This is a genomic window from Cellulosimicrobium protaetiae, assembly GCF_009708005.2.
GTDB classification, from domain to species: domain Bacteria; phylum Actinomycetota; class Actinomycetes; order Actinomycetales; family Cellulomonadaceae; genus Cellulosimicrobium; species Cellulosimicrobium protaetiae.
In genome coordinates this window covers 3,974,942-3,994,634 of sequence record NZ_CP052757.1, presented here as the reverse complement: position 1 = coordinate 3,994,634, position 19,693 = coordinate 3,974,942, and the positions used below count along the sequence as shown (strand labels likewise).

Annotated in this window: 19 protein-coding genes; 12 read left to right on the top strand and 7 right to left on the bottom strand. The window is 76.7% G+C overall.

Annotation, left to right across the window (positions count from 1 at the left end; genetic code table 11):
* Positions 1-50 precede the first annotated feature (50 nt).
* The 4 genes from FIC82_RS17250 (at position 51) to ccsB (ending at position 4,523) form a co-directional block, all read left to right on the top strand.
* Complete coding sequence (locus FIC82_RS17250; protein WP_168732044.1) at positions 51-683, top strand: TlpA family protein disulfide reductase; 633 nt, start codon at positions 51-53, stop codon at positions 681-683.
* Between the two features lie 110 nt (positions 684-793).
* A complete protein-coding gene (locus FIC82_RS17245) occupies positions 794-1,549 on the top strand; it encodes a cytochrome c biogenesis CcdA family protein (protein WP_154800481.1) in 756 nt (251 codons plus the stop codon).
* A 1-nt stretch (position 1,550) separates the two neighbouring features.
* Complete coding sequence (gene resB, locus FIC82_RS17240) at positions 1,551-3,479, top strand: cytochrome c biogenesis protein ResB (protein ID WP_154799304.1); 1,929 nt, start codon at positions 1,551-1,553, stop codon at positions 3,477-3,479.
* 3 nt (positions 3,480-3,482) lie between these two features.
* Positions 3,483-4,523, top strand: coding sequence for a c-type cytochrome biogenesis protein CcsB (gene ccsB, locus FIC82_RS17235; protein WP_154799303.1), 1,041 nt, complete (start codon positions 3,483-3,485; stop codon positions 4,521-4,523).
* 37 nt (positions 4,524-4,560) lie between these two features.
* On the opposite strand, the gene FIC82_RS17230 is transcribed toward ccsB, so the two are convergent.
* Positions 4,561-4,989 carry an SRPBCC family protein gene (locus FIC82_RS17230; protein ID WP_154799302.1) on the bottom strand — a complete coding sequence of 143 codons (429 nt, stop codon included), beginning with the start codon at positions 4,987-4,989 and terminating at the stop codon, positions 4,561-4,563.
* Positions 4,990-5,032: 43 nt separating this feature from the next.
* A complete protein-coding gene (locus FIC82_RS17225) occupies positions 5,033-5,497 on the bottom strand; it encodes a PLD nuclease N-terminal domain-containing protein (RefSeq protein WP_154799301.1) in 465 nt (154 codons plus the stop codon).
* A 31-nt stretch (positions 5,498-5,528) separates the two neighbouring features.
* On the opposite strand from FIC82_RS17225, the gene FIC82_RS17220 reads away from it, so the two are divergent.
* Positions 5,529-5,867 carry a DUF4229 domain-containing protein gene (locus tag FIC82_RS17220; protein WP_168732043.1) on the top strand — a complete coding sequence of 113 codons (339 nt, stop codon included), beginning with the start codon at positions 5,529-5,531 and terminating at the stop codon, positions 5,865-5,867.
* A gap of 30 nt (positions 5,868-5,897) precedes the next feature.
* Here FIC82_RS17220 and FIC82_RS17215 read toward each other — a convergent pair whose 3' ends face one another.
* Positions 5,898-6,767, bottom strand: coding sequence for a 1,4-dihydroxy-2-naphthoate polyprenyltransferase (locus tag FIC82_RS17215; protein WP_154799299.1), 870 nt, complete (start codon positions 6,765-6,767; stop codon positions 5,898-5,900).
* 50 nt (positions 6,768-6,817) lie between these two features.
* Positions 6,818-8,059, bottom strand: coding sequence for an AMP-binding protein (locus tag FIC82_RS17210; RefSeq protein WP_253691246.1), 1,242 nt, complete (start codon positions 8,057-8,059; stop codon positions 6,818-6,820).
* A gap of 98 nt (positions 8,060-8,157) precedes the next feature.
* Between FIC82_RS17210 and FIC82_RS17205 the strand changes: the two genes are divergently transcribed.
* Both FIC82_RS17205 and FIC82_RS17200 read left to right on the top strand, forming a co-directional pair.
* Positions 8,158-9,213 (top strand): DUF3048 domain-containing protein, encoded by a 1,056-nt coding sequence (locus FIC82_RS17205; RefSeq protein WP_168732042.1) that lies wholly within the window; start codon positions 8,158-8,160, stop codon positions 9,211-9,213.
* Positions 9,214-9,365: 152 nt separating this feature from the next.
* Complete coding sequence (locus FIC82_RS17200) at positions 9,366-9,623, top strand: hypothetical protein (RefSeq protein WP_154799297.1); 258 nt, start codon at positions 9,366-9,368, stop codon at positions 9,621-9,623.
* A gap of 79 nt (positions 9,624-9,702) precedes the next feature.
* On the opposite strand, the gene FIC82_RS17195 is transcribed toward FIC82_RS17200, so the two are convergent.
* Positions 9,703-10,731: a 1,4-dihydroxy-2-naphthoyl-CoA synthase gene (locus FIC82_RS17195; RefSeq protein ID WP_168732041.1), complete on the bottom strand. Its 1,029-nt coding sequence runs from the start codon at positions 10,729-10,731 to the stop codon at positions 9,703-9,705.
* Between the two features lie 5 nt (positions 10,732-10,736).
* Positions 10,737-11,768: a DMT family transporter gene (locus FIC82_RS17190; RefSeq protein WP_216609924.1), complete on the bottom strand. Its 1,032-nt coding sequence runs from the start codon at positions 11,766-11,768 to the stop codon at positions 10,737-10,739.
* Positions 11,769-11,834: 66 nt separating this feature from the next.
* Here FIC82_RS17190 and pdxR point away from each other — a divergent pair, with 66 nt between their 5' ends.
* The 5 genes from pdxR to FIC82_RS17165 all read left to right on the top strand — a co-directional run bounded on the left by pdxR (position 11,835) and on the right by FIC82_RS17165 (position 18,896).
* Positions 11,835-13,253: a MocR-like pyridoxine biosynthesis transcription factor PdxR gene (gene pdxR, locus FIC82_RS17185; protein WP_154799296.1), complete on the top strand. Its 1,419-nt coding sequence runs from the start codon at positions 11,835-11,837 to the stop codon at positions 13,251-13,253.
* Between the two features lie 58 nt (positions 13,254-13,311).
* Positions 13,312-14,058 carry a TetR/AcrR family transcriptional regulator gene (locus tag FIC82_RS17180; protein WP_154799295.1) on the top strand — a complete coding sequence of 249 codons (747 nt, stop codon included), beginning with the start codon at positions 13,312-13,314 and terminating at the stop codon, positions 14,056-14,058.
* A gap of 59 nt (positions 14,059-14,117) precedes the next feature.
* Complete coding sequence (locus FIC82_RS17175) at positions 14,118-15,122, top strand: o-succinylbenzoate synthase (RefSeq protein WP_418884331.1); 1,005 nt, start codon at positions 14,118-14,120, stop codon at positions 15,120-15,122.
* A gap of 74 nt (positions 15,123-15,196) precedes the next feature.
* Complete coding sequence (menD, locus tag FIC82_RS17170; protein ID WP_418884363.1) at positions 15,197-17,074, top strand: 2-succinyl-5-enolpyruvyl-6-hydroxy-3-cyclohexene-1-carboxylic-acid synthase; 1,878 nt, start codon at positions 15,197-15,199, stop codon at positions 17,072-17,074.
* A gap of 157 nt (positions 17,075-17,231) precedes the next feature.
* Entirely contained in the window at positions 17,232-18,896 is a 1,665-nt protein-coding gene (locus tag FIC82_RS17165; RefSeq protein WP_154799293.1) for a S1C family serine protease, read from the top strand.
* A 215-nt stretch (positions 18,897-19,111) separates the two neighbouring features.
* Here the strand turns inward: FIC82_RS17165 and FIC82_RS17160 are convergent, their stop codons facing one another.
* Positions 19,112-19,621: a GNAT family N-acetyltransferase gene (locus FIC82_RS17160; protein WP_154799292.1), complete on the bottom strand. Its 510-nt coding sequence runs from the start codon at positions 19,619-19,621 to the stop codon at positions 19,112-19,114.
* Positions 19,622-19,693 lie beyond the last annotated feature (72 nt).

Below are 19,693 nucleotides of genomic sequence, written 5' to 3'. Positions count from 1 at the left end.
CACAGGTGGCGTCCAGGAACCCCGGGCAGGGTGCCTCCCGTGATGCCGCAGTGACCGCCACCTCGCGCGCGCGTGACGCGCGCGCACTCCCGCCTCTCCGCCGCACGCTCGCGGTGGGCGCCGTGCTCGCCGCGACGCTCGGCCTCGCGGCGTGCGCCCAGGAATCCGGCGCGACCACCGACGTCGTCGGGCAGGGGTTCGTGTCGGGTGACGGCTCCGTGCGCACCTGGGACGTCGGCGACCGCGGCGACGTCGTGGCGCTCACCGGCACCGACTACGAGGGCGAGCAGGTCGACACGAGCGCCTGGGCCGGCGACGTCGTCGTGCTCAACACCTGGTACGCGGCGTGCGCGCCGTGCCGTGCCGAGGCCCCGGACCTCGTCGAGCTCGCGAACGACCGCGCCGACGACGGCGTGCAGGTGCTCGGCATCAACACGACCGACGAGGCGGGTGCCGCGCAGGCGTTCCAGCGCCGGTTCGAGGTGCCCTACCCGTCGATCGACGACCGCAGCGGGGAGGTCGTCGCGCAGCTCTCCGGCACGGTGCCGCTCCAGGCCGTCCCGTCGACGGTCGTCCTCGACCGTGAGGGGCGCGTCGCCGCGCGCGTCATCGGTCTCGTGGAGGGCTCGACCCTCACGGCGCTCGTCGACGACGTGCTCGCCGAGGACGAGGCGGCCGGCTGACCGTGGTCACCCTCGCGTCCCTCGCCGCCGCGCTCCCCGCGACGGCACTCCCCACAGCCGCCGCGACGAGCGTCGGCGACACGTTCGCCACGACGGTCTGGAGCGGCTCGATGCTGCTCGCCGTCCCGGTGGCGGTCCTCGCCGGGCTCGTGTCGTTCGCGTCCCCGTGCGTGCTGCCGCTCGTGCCCGGGTACGTCGGCTACGTCTCGGGCATGGCCGCGGCGAACGTCGGCAGCGGCCGCGGCACGCCCGGCGGGACGACGACGGCCACCCGGGTCGCGGCGCCGAGCCGCGGCCGGGTCCTGGCGGGGGTCGGGCTGTTCGTCGCCGGGTTCACGCTCGTCTTCGTCGCGCTCATGTTCGCCGCCGGAGCCGTCGGCGTCCACCTGGTGCGCTGGGAGGACGTCATCACGCGCGTGCTCGGCGTGGTCGTGATCCTCATGGGCCTCGCGTTCATGGGCGCCGTGCCGTTCCTCCAGCGCGAGCGGCGCCTGCACCTGAGCCCGCAGGCCGGGCTCTGGGGCGCGCCGCTGCTCGGCATCGTGTTCGGTCTCGGCTGGACGCCGTGCCTCGGCCCGACGCTCGTCGCCGTGCAGGCGCTCTCGCTGAGCGAGGCGTCGGCGGGCCGCGGCGCGCTCCTCGGGGTCGCGTACTGCGTCGGGCTCGGCGTGCCGTTCCTCCTCATCGCGCTCGGGCTGCAGAGCTCGCAGCGCATGCTCGGTTTCCTCCGCCGGCACCGCCTCGCGATCATGCGGATCGGTGGCGGCCTGCTGGTGCTCATCGGCCTCGCGCTGGTCACGGGCCTGTGGACGACGTGGACGACGTCGCTGCAGGGCTGGATCGGCGGATACGTGACGGTGGTGTGAGATGACCGAGCGGACCGGCGAGGCCGGGCAGCAGGCCGGACGGGCGGCGGGCTACCGCCCCGAGGGCATCCACGACGCGTTCGTCTCGGGCGAGGGCGACGTCGCGTCCCCCGGGTCAGGTGCCGCACCCTCGCCGGGCGGCCGGACGCCGTCGGGCGGGTCGGACGACGGCGCGGGCGACGGCGGGGCGGGCGGCGCCCCGGCGCTGCCGGCACTGGGCTGGCGCGGCACGCTGCGCTGGACGTGGCGCCAGCTCACGAGCATGCGCGTCGCGCTCATGCTCCTCATGCTGCTCGCGGTCGCGGCCGTCCCCGGTTCGGTGCTGCCCCAGCGCCCCCAGGACCCGGCCGCCGTGCTGCGCTACCTGCAGGAGAACCCGACGACGGGGGAGTGGCTCGACCGGCTCGGGTTCTTCGACGTCTACTCGTCGGTCTGGTTCTCGGCGATCTACATCCTGCTCTTCGTCTCGCTCGTCGGGTGCATCCTGCCGCGCACGAAGGCGCACTGGCAGGCGCTGCGCTCGCGCCCGCCGCGCACGCCGCGGCGGTTCGACCGCTTCCCCGCGCAGGGGCGCGCGGTCACCGACGCGTCCCCGGACGAGGTCGTGGCGGCCGCCAGCACGCACCTGCGGGGTCGCCTGCGGTGGCTGCCGACGTTCCGCGTCGACGCGGGCACGGAGGAGGCCGTCCCCGCGCGTGGTCGAGCCGCGGCCCGGCCTGCCGCGCGGACGGTGTCCGCGGAGCGTGGCTACGTGCGCGAGACGGGCAACCTGCTCTTCCACCTGTCGCTCGTGGGCCTCCTGGTCGCCGTCGCGACGGGGCAGCTGCTGCACTACCGCGGCCAGGCGATCGTCACCGAGGGCCGCGGGTTCGCGAACGCCGTCGTGGACTACGACACGTTCGAGAACGGCGCGTGGTTCCGCCCGTCGTCGCTCGTCCCGTTCTCGATGACCCTCGACGCTTTCGAGTCGGAGTTCGCGGCGGACGCGGCCGCGTTCGCGCAGTCGCGCGACTTCACGGCGACGGTCACGGTGCGCGACCCCGACGGGACGACGCACGAGGAGACGATCAAGGTCAACCACCCGCTCACGGCGGGCGGCGCCAAGATCTACCTCCAGGGCAACGGGTTCGCGCCCGAGGTGACGGTGCACGACGCCGACGGCGAGGTCGCCTTCTCGGGCCGCGTCCCGTTCCTGCCCGAGGACACGATGTACACGTCGCGCGGTGTCATCAAGGTGCCCGACGTGTCGGCCGGACTCGACCAGATCGGCCTCGTCGGGTACTTCCTCCCGACGGCGGAGATCAGCGAGGACGGGCAGACCGCGGAGTCGGTCTACCCGCAGCCGATCAACCCGCTGCTCGTGCTCGAGGTCTACCGGGGCGACCTCGGCCTCGACGAGGGACTGCCGCAGAACGTGTACCGCCTCGACACCGACGACCTCACGCCGTCGGTCGACGAGGACGGCGAGCGCGTGAGGCTGCTCGTCGCCCCGGGCGAGACGGTCGACCTGCCCGACGGCCTCGGCACGATCACGTTCGACTCGTTGCCGCGCTACGTCGCCCTCGACCTGCGGCACGACCCGTCGCTCACGTGGGTGCTCGTGTTCGCCCTCGGGGCGCTCGGCGGGCTCGCCGTGTCGCTGTTCACGCCGCGCCGCCGCGTGTGGGTGCGCGCCTGGCGCGAGGAGGTGCCCGGTGCCGGGGACGACGCGCCGCGCGAGCGCACCGTCGTCGCCGTCGCGGGTCTCGCCCGCGGGGACGACGCCGGGCTCCAGGGCGAGGTGGACTCGCTTCTCGCCGCGCTCCCGGGCGTGGCACCATCGGGTGAGGGTGACCTCACCTCGTCGCCGGGGCGCGCCACCGCCGACGGCACCCGTCCGACCGCGCGCACCGCCCAGGACCCGACCGCGCGACCGCGCACGAAAGGCTGACCGATGACCGTAGCCGAGCTGAGCCAGGACCTCGTCTGGGCCGCGGCGACCGCCCTGACCGTCGCGCTCGTCGCGTTCGCGATCGACCTCTCTCGCCTCGCCGGACGGGCCGACCTCGAGCGGGCTGACGCGCGCGCCGACGCCAAGGTGCAGGGCGCGGACCGCGCAGAGGTGCTCGCGAGCGCGGGCTCGTCGTCCGCCTCGCCGTACGGCCCGGACGCGGCCGGGGCCGACGCCGACCCCGCCGGCGAGCCCGTCGTCGTGCCCGAGCCGTCGCGCAAGGCCGCGAACATCGGGATCTCGCTCACGTGGCTCGGGACGGCACTGCTGCTCGTCGCGATCGTCACGCGCGGGATCGCCGCGGGTCGCACGCCGTGGGCCAACATGTACGAGTTCACGCTGGTCGGCGCCTTCGTGGCCCTCGCGGTGTTCCTCGGCGTCTCCCTCAAGCGCGACGTGCGCTTCCTCGGGTCGTTCGTCACGGGCCTCGCGGTGCTCTTCCTCGTGCTCGCGCAGAACGCGTTCTTCGTCGTCGCGACCGGGGTGCAGCCCGCGCTCCAGTCCTACTGGCTCGTCATCCACGTCGGGGTCGCGATCATCGCGACGGGCATCTTCACGGTCGCGTTCGTCACGTCGGTGCTCCAGCTCCTGCGCGACTCGCGCGACTCCGGGAACGCGTTCCTCGGCGCGCGCGGCTGGCGCTGGCTCGACTCGACGCCGAGGCCGCTCCAGCTCGAGGCGCTGAGCTTCCGCCTGAACGCCGTCGCGTTCGTGCTCTGGACGTTCACCATCATCGGCGGCGCGATCTGGGCCGAGCACGCGTGGGGCCGCTACTGGGGCTGGGACCCCAAGGAGGTCTGGAGCTTCGTCGTCTGGATCGTGTACGCCGCGTACCTGCACGCGCGCACGACCCGGGGCTGGTCCGGGCGCCGGGCGGCGTACTTCGTGATCGTCGGCTACGCGTGCGTGCTGTTCAACTTCACGGGCGTGAACCTGCTGTTCGACGGCAAGCACTCGTACTCGGGTCTCAACCCGGGCGACTGACCCGGACTCGGCCGGACGTCCGTCGCCGCGCGAGCGACTACGGCGTCATGGACTCGGCGACCCGCTTGACCGACGCGGCCTCCGTCTCGACGTACCGCGCGGTGAGCGATCGCGACATGAGCCAGCCGAGCCACGCCATCGGGCCGGACACGGTCAGGGTGAGCGTGAGCCGGCACCCCTCGCGGTGCGGTGCGACGACGTGCCCGGCGGTCACGGTGACGCCCGAGGAGCGCGACTCCCACGTGTACGACGCGCCGTCGACCAGGCTGGTGACCGTCCACACCCCCTCGGGGAGCCGGGGCTGGCGCAACCGTGCCCGGGACCCGACGGCCAGCGGCCCGGCGTCGAGGCGCTCGGCGGCCTCGACGGTCGGGATGCGCTCGGGCCAGCGCTCGACGTCGGTGACGACCTCCCAGACCCGCTCGGGCGGGGCCGCGACGGTGACGGCGCGCTGCAGACCGGGCATGCGCCGAGCCTAGGGCCGCGTGCGCCCGGGCGCGGCCCGACGGTCAGCGGGCGTCGTCGCCGTCGTCGGACCCGTTGCTCGCCCCGGGGCGCGGCGCGTCGCCGTCGCCCTCGGTCCGGCCGTCGTCGGCCGCGTCGCGGTCGGCCGAGGGCGCGTCGTCCGCGGTGGGCGGGCGCGCCTCGTCGCGCGCCTGGCGGCGCTGCTGCTGCTCGAGCCGCCAGAGGAACTCGGGGTCGTCGTCGGGTGCGAGGGGTGCGTCGCGACGCCGTCGCGCGCCACCGGCGCCCCGTCCGCCGACCGGGCGTCCCCCGGTCGACCGTGCTCCGCGACGTGAGGAACGCTTGACGAGGATCCACGCGATCGGGCCGAGGAAGGGCAGCAGGATGATCAGCACGATCCACAGCCCCTTCGGGATGCCGCCGCGTTCCTCCTCGTCGCTGGAGGCGAGGTCGACGAGCGCGTAGACCGCGAGGCCGACGGCGAGGAGGGGGAGCAGCACGCGAAGCATGGCTCCAGCCTACGGGCCGTACCCTGGAGGGGTGCCTGTCGTCGTCTACTCCGTCCTGCGCCTGCTGCTTTTCGCCGTCGCGCTGGGCGCACTCTGGTTCGCCGGCCTGCGGGGCTGGTTGCTCGTGCTCCTCGCCGCGGTCGTCGCGCTCATGCTGTCGTACCTGACCCTGCGCGGACCTCGCGAGGCGGCCTCGCGCTACCTCGCCGCCCGGGCCGAGCACCGGGCCCGGACGGGGGAGCGGTTCTCGCGCGAGATCGAGGACGACGCGGCGGCCGAGGACGCGGCCCTCGACGCTGCGGCGCGGCCCTCGGGGCCGACCGTGGCCGACGCGCCCACCGAGCGGCCCGGGACGTCGTCGGCCCGTTGAGGCGCCGCCCGCACTCCTTCGCGGTCTCGGTCAGAGCGCGAGCCCGACCCCCAGCAGGACGCCGTACGCGAGCTCGAACAGCCCCGTCCCCGCCAGGACCGGGACGAGCAGCGGCCCGCGCGCGCCCGCGACGACCGGGACGGTGAGCAGGACGGCCGGGAGCAGGAGCAGCAGGACCCCGAGCGCCCAGGGCGACGCGAACGCGCACACCACCGCCAGCAGCAGCGGGACCCAGATCATCGCGACGTAGGCGCGCCGGGCACGGAAGTCGCCGAGGCGCACGGCGAGCGTGCGCTTGCCCGCGACGACGTCGGTGGGGATGTCGCGGATGTTGTTGACCATGAGGATCGCGCACGCGAGCAGCCCGACGGCGACGGCCCCGACAGCGGACGGCCACGTCACCACCCCCGCCTGCGTGTACGTGGTGCCGAGCGTGGCCACGAGCCCGAAGAACACGAACACCCCGACCTCGCCGAGCCCGCGGTAGCCGTAGGGGTTGCGCCCGCCCGTGTAGTACCAGCCCGCGAGGATCGCGAGGGCGCCGACCGCGAGCAGCCACCAGTGCCCCGTCACCGCGCACAGCACGAGCCCGAGCACGGCAGCGACGCCGAACGCGCCGAACGCGGCCGCGCGCACCTGGCCCGGCCGGGCGGCGCCGGTGGCCGTGAGACGCATCGGGCCGACACGGTCGAGGTCGGTGCCCCGCACGCCGTCGGAGTAGTCGTTGGCGTAGTTGACGCCCACCTGGAGCGCGAGCGCGACGCCCAGCGCGAGCAGCGCCGGCCAGAACGCGAAGCCGTCCACCTGGGCCGCGGCGCCGGACCCGACGATCACGGGGGTCGCGGCGGCGGGGAGGGTGCGGGGGCGCGCGCCCGCGACCCACTCGGTGGTGCTGGCCATGGTGCTCCGTCTCGGTCGTGCGGGTCGTGCCGTGGGTGGTGGCCGTGGGATCAGCCGGGGGCGTGCCCGACGGCGAGCCGCGCCACCGCGGTGCGGTCGACCTTGCCGGGTCCGCGCCGCGGGAGCTCCGCGACGACGAGCACGCGCCGCGGTGCGGCCGCCCGCTCCAGCCTATCCGCGACGAGGGCACGGACCGCGTCGACGAGCGCGGCCGGGGCGTCCGCGACCGTCCCCACCCTCGAAGGGTCGGGGTCGGGGTCGGGGTCGGGGTCGGGGCCGGGGTCGCGGGGCGCAGGCCCGGCCGGAGTGACGACCGCGACGACCTCCTGCCCCCACTCCGGGTGCGGCACGCCGACCACGCACGCCTCGCCCACCCCCTCGACCTCCGCGACGACGGCCTCCACCGCGGCGGGCGCGACGTTGACCCCGCCCGTGACGACGACGTCGTCCGCCCGGCCGAGCACGGTCAGAGTCCCCGCGGGGCCGTCGAGGCGGCCGAGGTCGCTCGTGCGGAACCAGCGCGTGCCGTCCGCGTCCGTCCGGAACGCGTCCGCCGTGGCCTCGGGGTCCGCGAGGTACCCGTCGGCGAGGAACGGCCCGGCGATCTCGACGACGTCCGTGACCCGGACGCGCGCGCCGGACAGGGGGGCGCCGTCGTACACGCACCCGCCCGAGGTCTCCGTCATCCCGTAGGTCGTCACGACCCGCGCGCCCAGGGCGCGGGCGCGCCGCAGGAGCGCGGGCGGCGTCGCGGCGCCGCCGACCAGGACGGCGTCGAGCGCGCAGAGCGCGTCGAGGCCGGCGGCACCCTCGGGGGTGCCCGCGTCGGCCGCGGCGACGAGACGGTGGAGCTGCGTGGGGACGAGGGAGGCGTACCGGCGCTCGCCGGACGGCGTCCGGGCGACGAGCGCCGCGAAGACCGCGGGGGTGAACGGCGCGTCCGGAGGAGCGACCGTGAGTCCGCGCCCGGCCGCGTGCGCGCGCGCCACGACCTGCACCCCGGCCACGTGGGTCGGCGGGAGGGCGAGGATCCAGTGCCCCGGCCCCCCGAGCCGGTCGTGCGTCGCGGCGCCCGAGGCCAGCACCGCGGTCGCCGCAAGGGCGACCTCGTGCGGCTCCCCGGTCGAGCCCGACGTGCGCAGCACGAGCGCGGTGCCGGGCGGCAACGTGGTCGTCGCGGTGGCCCGGCGCACGAGCGGGACGGGGGCGACGGGGGGCCCGTCGCCGTCGAGCGCGGCCCCGACGGCCCGGACGAGCGCGTCGAGATCGGCGGGGACGACGGCGCGGGTCACCGGATCAGCGTAGGCCGGGCCGTAGGGTGACCGGGACATGCGGGTCCGTCGAGGGGCTGTCGCAGGGCGCGCGCCCTGGGCCGACGGGAGGGTCGAGGGTGACGAGAACGGGACGAGGGGCGGGCGCCGTGCTCGCCGCGGTGGTGCTCCTGCTCGCGGGGTGCGGCGGGGAGCCTGCGGCGCCCACGACGGTGACGGTCGACGCCGACGTGTCCGCCGACAAGGCGGGTCCGCCCGAGCCGGAGGTGCCGACCGTGTGGCCGCTCACCGGGGTCGAGACGGACGAGGTCGCGGACCGGCCGGCGCTCGCGGTGAAGATCGAGAACGCCCCGCAGGCACGCCCGCAGACGGGCCTCGAGCAGGCGGACGTCGTGTGGGAGGAGGTCGTGGAGGGCGGCATCACGCGGTTCGTCGCGGTCTACCACTCCCAGGTTCCGCCGAGCGTCGGGCCGGTCCGTTCCGTGCGGCCGATGGACCCGGCGATCGTCGGGCCGCTGCACGGCATCCTCGCGTACACCGGGGGTCAGGAGCCCTTCGTCGACGCCGTGGGTGCGGCGGGCGTCCAGTCCGTCGTGATGGACCACGGCGACGACGGGTTCACCACGACGCGGGCCCGCCGCGCACCCCACAACGTGTACGGGAGCCCGGAGGAGTTCTGGGCCCAGGCCGACGACGACCGCACCTCGCCCCCGCCGGCCCAGCTCGTGTTCGCCCGGGAGCCGGGCACGGGCACGGCGACCGTGACGGGCGACGCGGCGACGCGGCTCGACGTGCGCCTCACGCACGCGAGCCGCGCGGTGTGGGAGTGGAACGCCGACGAGGGCCACTACGTGCGCAGCGAGGGCGACTCGCCCGCCGTGTCCGCGGACGAGGTGCGGCTCTCGGCGACGAACGTCGTGCTGCTGTCCGCGACGATGGAGAACACCCCGTTCAAGGATCCCGCCGGCGTCCCGGTCCCGGAGACGAAGCTCGTGGGGAGCGGCGAGGGCGTCGTCGCGAGCGGCGGCAAGCAGGTGACGGTCACGTGGTCCAAGGAGGCGGTCGAGGCGCCGCTCGTGCTCACGGGAGCGGACGGCGCGCCGGTCGAGCTCGAGCCGGGGCGCTCCTGGGTCGAGCTCGTCCCGGTCGGGTCCGGGAGCTGGGAGATCGGCTGAGCGCCTCCCCCCGGCTGAGCCCGAGCCGAGACCCCGCCGCGGGGCTCATCCCGAAGGCGTACGTCCGCTCCGTCCCGAGGCGGACCGGGCGCCCGTCAGGTCGAGCCGCCGGGCCGACGCGACGGGCGGTCCCCGGCGGGCACCGTAGGGGTATGGCAACCGTCCTCCCGCACCCCGTCCACCCGTCCCGGCCCGGCACCCCGGCCGAGGGCACCCCGCTGCGCCCGAACGAGGGCGGGCTCCCGCCGTCGTACGCACCGCGCGTGCCGCGCGACGACGAGCCGGGTGTCGCCCGGTCGGCAGCGCCCGTCGCCATCTCGGTGGGGCTGCTGTTCGGGCTCGCCGTCGCGGCGGCGTTCGTCGGCCGTGGCCTCGTCGAGATGCTGACGAGCCTCGTCGCCGGCTCCTGAACCCCGACCCTGCCGGCACGTGGTCGCGCCCCGGCGCGACGAGCGTCCGACAGGCCGCCGGCACGTCGCCGACGGCCGTTCAGAACGCGTAGCCGAACCGGCCCCAGTCCGGGTCGCGCCGCTCCAGGAACGCGTCGCGACCCTCGACGGCCTCGTCGGTCATGTACGCGAGCCGCGTGGCCTCGCCCGCGAACACCTGCTGGCCCATGAGCCCGTCGTCCGCGAGGTTGAACGCGAACTTGAGCATGCGGACCGCCTGCGGCGACTTCGTCGCGATCGTGCGCGCGTACTCGATCGCCAGCGCTTCCAGGTCCGCGTGGTCCGCGACCTCGTTCACCGCGCCCCACTCGTACGCGTCCTGCGCCGAGTACTCCCGCGCGAGGAAGAAGATCTCCCGCGCGCGCTTCTGCCCCACCTGCCGCGCCAGGTACGCGGAGCCGTAGCCGCCGTCGAACGAGCCGACGTCCGCGTCGGTCTGCTTGAACCGCGCGTGCTCGCGGCTCGCGATCGACAGGTCCGCGACGACGTGCAGCGAGTGCCCGCCGCCGGCCGCCCACCCGTTGACGACCGCGACCACGACCTTGGGCATCGTCCGGATCAGCCGTTGCACCTCGAGGATGTGCAGGCGCCCCGCGCGCGCCGGGTCCACGGCGTCGCGCGTGTGCACGTCGCCCCCGCCGTCGGGCGCGGTCGTGTACTGGTAGCCCGAGCGCCCACGGATGCGCTGGTCGCCGCCCGAGCAGAACGCCCACACGCCGTCCTTGGGCGAGGGTCCGTTGCCCGTGAGGAGCACCGTCCCGACGTCGGACGTCATGCGGGCGTGGTCGAGCACGCGGTAGAGCTCGTCGACCGTGTGCGGGCGGAACGCGTTGCGCACCTCCGGGCGGTCGAACGCGACGCGGACCACGGGCAGGTCGCGCACGACGGTCCCGGTCCCGTCGCGCTCCACGCCGCGGTGGTACGTGACGTCGGTCAGCTCCTCGAACCCGGAGACCTCGCGCCACGCGCTCGGGTCGAACGTCTCGGACACCTGGCGCGGGAGCGCGTGCGGCCCGTGCGCGCGGGCGTCGTCGGCAGGGGCGGCGGGGGTGGGTTCGGTGCTGCTCACGGTCGTCACGGTAGCCGCTGCGGGGCGCGGCCCGCGTCCGGTGCGGGGCGTCGCCGCTCGGGCACCACCCCGGCGCGCTCCCCGGATCCGCCAGCGGGCTCGCCCGTGGGCGACGGCGCGATACCGCGCGACGGCGCCGCGAGGCCGAGGACGAGGCCCGCCCCGACGACGAGCGTGCCGACGAGCGACCGTGCGTCGGGCGCCTCGAACCCCAGGGCGACGGAGGCAGCCAGGGCCGAGACCGGCAGGAGGCCCGCGAACAGCCCGGCTCGGGCGGGACCGATCGTGGCGAGGCCCGAGTACCAGAGCAGGAACGCGACGGCCGTGACCACGACGGCGAGGAACGCGAGCGCGGCCAGCTCGACGGCGTCGGGTGCCACGAGGAAGGGCTCCCCCGTGACCTGCTGCCGGACGGCGCCCAGCAGGGCGAGCTGCGGGACCGCGAGGACGCACGCGTAGGCCGAGACGCGCAGGGCGCCGAGCGTCGGCAGGAGCGGCACGGCGAGCAGGGAGAAGCACACCTCGCACGCGAGCGCCCCGAGCGCGAGCGCGACGCCGACCGGGTCGCCCGCGCCGCCGCCCTCGACGACCACGACACCGGCGGTCACCACGACCGCCGCCGCGAGCGTCCGCACCGCGAGCCGCCGCGCACGCAGTGCGGCCGCCGCCGCGAGCACGACCGGGGAGGCGCCCACCACCGCCCCGACGAGCGACGGGTCGGCCCGAGCCGCGCTCTCGACGACGAGCACGCTGAACCCCACGAGGCCGGTCGCGGCGAGCGCGAGGAGGCGCAGCAGCGCGCGCAGCCCGGGCACCGCCCACGGCACGCGCCGGACGGCGAGCACCGCGAGCAGCACGAGCGCCGCGACGGCGTAGCGCGCGGCCTGCCCGCCGAGCACCGGGAAGCCGGAGAGGGCTGCCGACGCGACGAACGACGAGCCGACGATCACCATGCCGGCGGCGCAGCGCAGGTCCGCGGCCCGGACGGTGCCGAGGCGGTCGGGTACGGGGCGACGGCCGTGCGGAGGAGGGGTCATGCGTCGACCGTAGGGACGGTCTGGACCAGGGTGCAGGGCCACATCGCGCCTGGTTCACTGGGCCAGATGACGACCCGGCTCGATCCCGACGCCCTGCTCCTCGTCCTCGGTCCGCGCCCGGACCGCGACGTCGGCCGGTGGCTCCAGGACGGTCTGCGCGGGGCCGTGGTGGACGGTCGCCTCGAGGCCGGGACGGTGCTCCCGTCAGGTCGTGACGCGGCGGCCGCGCTCGGGGTGTCGCGGGGCACGGTGACGACAGCCGTCGACGTGCTCGTCGGAGAGGGGCTGCTCGTGTCGCGGCTGCGGTCCGGCGTGGCGGTCGCCGCGCTGCCCGCGGCCTCCGCCGCGCCGTCGGCGGCGCCCCGACCGGCGTCGGCACCGCGGCCGGTCAGCGTCGGCACCCCCGACCCCGCGCTCTTCCCGCGCACGGCCTGGGCACGCGCGGTGCGCGACGGCGTGCGGGGTCTCGCCGACGCCGACCTCGGCTACCCGGACCCGCAGGGGCTGCCGGTCCTGCGCGAGGCGCTCGCGGTGCACCTGCGGCGCGCCCGGGGAGCACACGTCACGGCGGACGACGTGGTCGTGGTGAGCGGGGTCGCGCAGGCGCTCTCCCTCCTCGCCCGGCTGCTGGTCGCGGGACGGGTCGGGGGACCGGCCCCCGCCGACGGGGTGGCGGTGGCCGTCGAGGACCCGTCGTCGCGCGGCGCGCTCGAGCTGCTGCACGACGCCGGGCTGCGCACGGTCGGCGTGCCGGTGGACGACGCCGGGCTGCGCACGGACCTGCTGCCGGACGACGCGCGGGCCGTCCTCGTGACGCCCGCCCACCAGTTCCCGCTCGGCGTCGTCCTCGGCCCCACCCGCCGGCGGTCGCTGCTGACCTGGGCCGCGGCCGGGGACCGGCTCGTCCTCGAGGACGACTACGACGCCGAGCTGCGCTACGACCGGCAGCCGGTCGCCTCGGTGCAGGCCCTCGACCCCGGGCGCGTGGTGCTGCTCGGGTCGGTGTCCAAGCTGCTCTCGCCCGCGCTGCGTCTCGGCTGGGTCGTGGCGCCGCCGCGCGTCGTGGGCCCGCTGGTCGACGCGAAGCGGCACACCGACCTCGGCACGTCGGTCCCCGAGCAGGCCGCGCTCGCCGAGCTCCTCGCGTCGGGTGCGTACCAGCGGCACCTGCGGCGCGCCCGGCTCGTGTACCAGCGGCGACGGCGCGTGCTCCTGGACGCGCTCGGGCGGGCCGTCCCCGGCCTCGAGGTCGGGGGAGTGGCCGCGGGGCTGCACCTCGTCGTCCGGCTCCCCGGCGAGGCGGCCGAGCGCGCCGCGGTCGACGGGCTCCTGGCCGCGGGCGTCCCGGTCGAACCGTTGAGCGGGACCGGCGTGGGACGGCGCGAGCCGGGCGTCGTGGTCGGGACGGCCCGCGTGCGGGAGGTCGACGTCCCGCGCGTCGTGGACGTGCTCCGCGGCGCGGCCGCGACGACCGGCTCGGTCTGAGCGCCGACGCGGACGCGCCCGGGCACCGCCGCCCGGCGCCGTGGCCTACGGTGTCCGGGTGGGGATCGGCGCGTCGCCCGTCGTCGTCCTCGCCGTCGTCCTGTTCGACGAGCCTGTGACCGTCCCTCCCGGTGAGCTCCCCGTTCCGACCGTGGCCGGGGCGGTCGGGCTCCACCTCCGAGGGAGGGCACCGCCACCGATGCCGACCGAGACCGTCGACCCGCGCCCCGCGCCGCGCCGTCAGGCGCGGGGTGTCGCCCGCCGGGACGCGATCGTCCGCGCCGCGGCCGACCTGATCCTCCACGAGGGGCCCGCCGCGGTGACGCACCGTGCGGTCGCGTCGCGCGCCGGCGTCCCGCTCGCCGCGACGACCTACTACTTCACCGGGCTCGACGACCTCATCGGCGCGGCCGGCGAGGTCGTCGTCGCGGGCTGGGCGGAGCACGCGCGCGGTGCGGTCGAGCGCGCGGCGCGCGGCGGCGACCGGGCGCGCCAGGATGCGCACGTCCTCGTCGACGCGGTGCTCCCGCCCGGCGGCGAGAGCGAGCTGCGCGGCTTCTACGAGCACCTCGTCGGCGCGGGGCGCTACCCGGCGCTCGCGCGGGCCTACGGGGAGGGGCGTCAGGGGCTCGACGACGCCGTCGGGCAGCTCCTCGCCGTGCGGGGCCTCGACGGCGTCCCGCCCGGCCTGCTCGTCGCCGTCGTGGACGGTGCCGCCGTGAGCGCGCTCAGCGAGGGCCGCGACGTCCGCGCGCTCGCCGTGCTGCTCGTCGGGGAGCTCGTGGACCGGTCGCGCGCCGGCTGACGGCCCGCGCCGGTCGCCGGACGACGTGCGAGCACGCGGGGTGGCCTAGCCTGGGAGACGTGCCCGACCCCCGCGAGACCGTCGTCTACCGCACCCGACTCACCACGAGGTTCCGCGGGATCGACGCGCGCGACGGCGTGCTGCTGCGGGGCGACGCGGGGTGGGGCGAGTTCTCCCCGTTCTGGGACTACGACGACGCCGAGTCCGCGGCCTGGCTGCGTGCCGCCCGGGAGGCGGCCGACGAGGGCTGGCCCGACGCGGTGCGCGACCGCGTACCGGTGAACGTCACCGTCCCCGCGGTCGGCCCCGACCGTGCGCGCGACCTCGTCGCCGCGTCCGGCGGGTGCCGCACGGCCAAGGTCAAGGTCGCGCAGCGCGGCCCCGACGGCTCGCTCGAACCCCTGGCGGTGGAGGTCGCGCGCCTCGAGGCCGTGCGCGACGCGCTCGGGCCCGGCGGGCGCGTGCGCGTCGACGCGAACGGCGCCTGGGACGTCGACGAGGCGCTGCGCCGGCTCCCCGCACTCGACCGCGCGGCGGGCGGGCTCGAGTACGTCGAGCAGCCGTGCGCGGACGTCGTCGGTCTCGCGGCCGTGCGGCGCGGGCAACGCGGTGACTCCGCCGTCCCGGTCGCCGCCGACGAGTCGATCCGGCGCGCCGCGGACCCCCTCGCCGTCGTGCGTGCCGACGCCGCCGACGTCGTCGTGCTCAAGGTCCAGCCGCTCGGTGGCGTGCGCGCGTGCCTCGACCTCGCCGAGCAGGTCGGGCTCCCCGTGGTCGTCTCGTCCGCGCTCGAGTCGTCCGTGGGCATCGCCGCGGGCGTGGCGCTCGCCGCCGCGCTCCCGGAGCTCCCGTACGCGTGCGGGCTCGCGACGGTGAACCTCTTCGCCGCCGACGTCGTCGACCACCCGCTCGTCCCTCGCGACGGCGCGCTGCCCGTCGTCCGCGCGGTCCCCTCCGCCGCGGGGCTCGCGGCGGCCGCTCCCGACGACGACGTGGACCGCCGCTGGCGCGCGCGCCTCGACCGCGTGGGCGCGCTGCTCGCGAGCGCCGGGGGTGCCCGGTGAGCGCCGTCGCGGGAGCGCCCGGCCCCGAGGCCCGACCCGGTCCCGACGGCGGGTCGCCGGTGGTCGACCCCCTGCTGCACGGTCTGCAGGACCAGCCCCCGTCCGTGCGGAGCGCGTTCGCGCTCGTGCACCGCCTGGTGGCCGGGGGCGTCGCCGACGTCGTCCTCGCGCCCGGCTCGCGCAGCGCGCCCCTCGCGTACGCGCTCGCGGCGGCCTCCGACCTCGGGCTCCTCACGCTGCACGTGCGCGTCGACGAGCGCTCCGCGGGCTTCCTCGCCGTCGGGCTGTCGCGGGGCGCCGGGCCGCTCGTGCACGCGGGAGTGCCGCTGCCCCGGCCGGTCGCGGTCGTCACGACCTCCGGGACGGCCGTCGCGAACCTGCACCCCGCCGTGCTCGAGGCCCACCACGCCGGCGTCCCGCTCGTCCTGCTCACCGCGGACCGTCCGCACGAGCTGCGGGGCACGGGCGCGAACCAGACGACGCACCAGGCCGGGATCTTCGGGGCGGCTGTGCGCTTCGCCGCGGACGTCCCCGCGCCCGACGGCCGACCAGGCGAGGTGCCCGACCTCCTCGCGCTCGCGACGCGCGCGCTCGGGGAGGCGACCGGTGCGCGATCGGGGTACCCCGGCCCCGTGCACATCGACCTCGCCTACCGCGAGCCCCTCGTCCCCGACGCCGTGGCCGACGCTGCCGTCCTCGCCTCCCGTGCCGCCGAGCCGGCGGTCTCGGTGGGCCCCGCCGCGGTCGTGCCGGTCCACGGGACCGTCCCGTCCGGCGGCCGGGCGGACGCCGATCCCTTCCCCGTCCCGGTCGGCCGCACGGTCGTGGTCGCGGGCGACGGCGCGGGTCGGGTCGCGCGCGAGCTCGCCGCGGCGCGGGGCTGGCCGCTCCTCGCGGAACCGTCGTCGGGTGCGGCGGGCGGGCCGGACCTCGTCGTCGCGCACCCGCTGGTGCTCGGGGTCGACGCGCTCGCGGACGACGTGGAGCACGTCGTCGTGCTCGGCCGTCCGACCCTCTCGCGCCCCGTGCAGCGGCTGCTGGGCCGCTGGGACGTCGAGGTGACCGTCGTCGTACCCGGCGCCGGGCCGTGGCCCGACGCCGCGCGCAACGCCGCGACGGTCCTGCCGGCGGTGCCTGCCCGATGGCTGGACCCGCCTCCCGTTCCCGCGGAGCCGTCCGGTGGCGTGCCCGGGACGGTGCCCGGCGCAGCATCCGGACCGGCGGCCGCCGCCTGGTCGGCGCGCTGGCGCGCGGCGTCGGGCGCGGCGGCGGAGGTCGTCGCCGCGGCGACCGACGGCTCGCGGGCCGACGGCCCGAGCGTCGCGCGCGCCGTGGTGCAGGCGTGCGACCCCGGCGACCTGCTCGTCGTCGGGTCGTCCAACCCCGTGCGCGACCTGGGTCTCGTGCTCGGGCTCGACGGCGAGCCGCCGCGCGTCCTCGCGAACCGCGGACTGGCCGGGATCGACGGGACCGTGTCCACCGCGCTCGGGGCGGCCGTCGCCACGGACCGTGCCCACCGGCGTACGCGCGCGCTGCTCGGCGACCTCACGTTCCTCCACGACGCGGGCGGCCTGCTGCGGGGCCCGCACGAGCCGCACGTCGACGTGCAGCTCGTCGTCGTGAACGACGACGGCGGGTCGATCTTCGCGGGTCTCGAGCCGGGAGGCCTCGGGGAGACGTCGGAGGCCGCGGGGCGCACGTTCGAGCGCGTGTTCGCGACGCCGCACGGGGCGAACCTCGCCCAGCTGTGCGCCGGGTACGGCGTGGACCACCAGCTCGTGCAGGACGTCCCGTCGCTGCGGCACGCGCTGGCCGCCCCGAGCCACGGCGTCCAGGTCCTCGAGGTGCGCGTCCCCCGTGCGGACCGCCGCGCGTCCGGTCTGGAGCTCGCCGCACGCGTCGCAGGGGAGGTCCGTGCCGTGCTCGCGGCCGCCCCTGCGGCCGAGACGTGAGGATCCGCCCCTGGTCCGCCTGATCTCGGGGTGGATCTCCACCTCTCGCGGGTGACGGGGCGGGCGCGTGCTCGAACTCGCAGCGAACTCCCAGGTACGTTCAAGCGTCGTTCAAGCGCGGGGGTGTGAAGTAGTGGGCAGAACGAGGAGGCCCACCATGACGAACACCCCGAACCACGAGACCGTGCCCGCCGCGACCCCCGGTGCCGCCGAGCGCGCCGCCTCCGTGGCCGAGACCGCCACGCAGCCGATGCGTCCGGTCGACGCGACGCAGCCGATGCGCCCGGAGCCGGCCCGTGTCGAGCACCCCCAGGCGCGCCCGACGCAGCCGCTCGCCGCGCCGCATCCCGTCCAGCACCTCGCGCCGCCGCAGCCCGCGCCGACCGCGCAGGCCGCCCCGGCGTCCCTGCCGAACCCGTACGCACGCGCGGCCCAGGGCACCCCGTCCGGCGCGCCCTCGCGCGCCTACGGACCGCCGCCCGCGCCGCCCGCCCCGGTGGGTCAGGGCGAGGGGGACACCCCGCGGCGCCGCCGCACCTGGGTCCCGGTCGTGAGCGCCGCCGCCGCTGCCGCCGTCCTCGCGAGCGTCGGCACCGCCGGTCTCACCGGGGCGTTCGGCGCCGACCAGGACTCCACGTCGCTCGCCGACGTCGGCCAGCAGCAGGAGGCCACGGCCGCGCCCGTCGCCGACTCGTCGTCGCAGAACCCCGACTGGGAGGCCGTGACGACGGCCGTCGCTCCGTCGGTCGTCGCGATCCAGGTCCAGACCCAGCAGGGTGGGGCCGAGGGCTCGGGCGTCATCATCGACGACCAGGGTCACGTCGTGACGAACAACCACGTCGTCTCCGGCGCCGAGAACGGAACGGTCCAGGTGACGCTCAGCGACGGGCGCCTCTTCGAGGCGAAGATCGTCGGGCTCGACCCGGCGACCGACCTCGCCGTCGTGCAGATCGTCGACGCGCCCGACGACCTCCAGCCCGCGACGCTCGGTGACTCCGACGACGTGAGCGTCGGCGAGTCGGTGCTCGCGGTCGGCAACCCGCTCGGCCTCGCGAACACGGCCACGACCGGCATCGTCTCGGCCGTCGACCGCCCCGTCTCCGCCTCGGGCGAGGAGGGCGGCACGTCCGTCGTCACCAACGCGATCCAGATCGACGCCGCGATCAACCCCGGGAACTCCGGCGGTCCGCTGTTCGACGCGCAGGGACGCGTCATCGGCATCACGTCGTCCATCGCGACGCTGTCCAGCGGCGGCACGCAGTCCGGCTCGATCGGGCTCGGGTTCGCCATCCCGGTGAACCTGGCGAAGTCGATCGGCCAGCAGCTCATCGAGACCGGCAGCGCGGAGCACGCCTTCCTCGGCGTGACCCTCGCGGACGCCACGGCGACCGCCGACGGCGTGACGCGCCGCGGCGCCGAGGTCCAGGAGGTGACCGACGGGTCGCCGGCCGCGGAGGCCGGGATCCGTGCCGGTGACGTGATCGTCGAGATCGACGGCCACGCGGTCGGCGGCGCGGAGTCGCTCACCGCCTTCGTGCGGGAGCGCGCCGCGGGAGCCGAGTCCACGCTCACCGTGGTCCGCGACGGGAAGGCGCTCGATCTCGACGTGACCCTCGCGACCCGTCCGGCGGACGACGAGACCACCGGCCAGGGGTCGCAGGGCGGCGGTCAGGACGGTCAGGGCCAGCTCCCGGGGCAGGACGACCAGGGCCAGCTCCCCGAGCAGGGCGAGCAGGGCGGGGAGCAGGGTCAGCAGCCCGACCCGACCGACCCGGGCAACGTCCCGAACCCGTTCGACTGGTTCTTCGGCGGGCAGGGCTGACCCCGACGGGCGCCCCGCGAGGGGCGTCCCCCGATCAGCGGGGGCGGGTCGTCGTGCCGGCACGCGCGACCCGCACCCGCGCCACGTCCCGCCGCGCCCCCTGAGCGCGGCGGGAGGGTGACCGGACCTGCGGACGTCCCCCCGCGGCACGGTCACGCACCGAGCGGCCGGCACGGAGTCCCGTGCCGGCCGCTCGTCGTCTGTGCCCGTCGGGCTCAGTCGGCGGGCGCGGCGTCCTCGTCGGCCGTCACCTCAACGTGCTTGGTGAAGAAGCTCGCCGTCTCGGCGTAGCCGCCGGAGACGTAGAAGTCCTTGGAGAGCCCCGTCGCGAGCCCCACGCGCCGCGCGCCGACCTCGGCCGCCCAGCCCTCCGCGCTCTCGAGCAGGGCACGACCGATCCCCTGCCGACGGTGCGTCGGCAGGACGGCCACCTCCTCGACCCGGCAGACGACCCCGTTGGAGCCGAACGTCAGGTGGCGGTTGGCGAGCAGGTACCCGACGACGCCGTGGTCGGGCAGCTCGGCGACCGCGAAGTACGTGTCGAGCGCGGCGAGCAGCGGGCCGAAGGACCGCTCGAACGCCTCGCGCTCCGGGTCGTGCCGCGGCAGCTCGAGGACGAGCGGCCACACGTCGTCCCGGTCGGCGACGATCGCGCGGCGGACGAGGACGCCGGACGGGCTCGCGGCAGCGGGACGAGGGGCAGGAAACAGGGAGGAGTCGGACACCTCCCGAACCTAGCAGCGGGGCGGGTCCGGGGACAGGCCGTCCGGGTCGCGGTCGAAAGGCGGCGGGGGTGA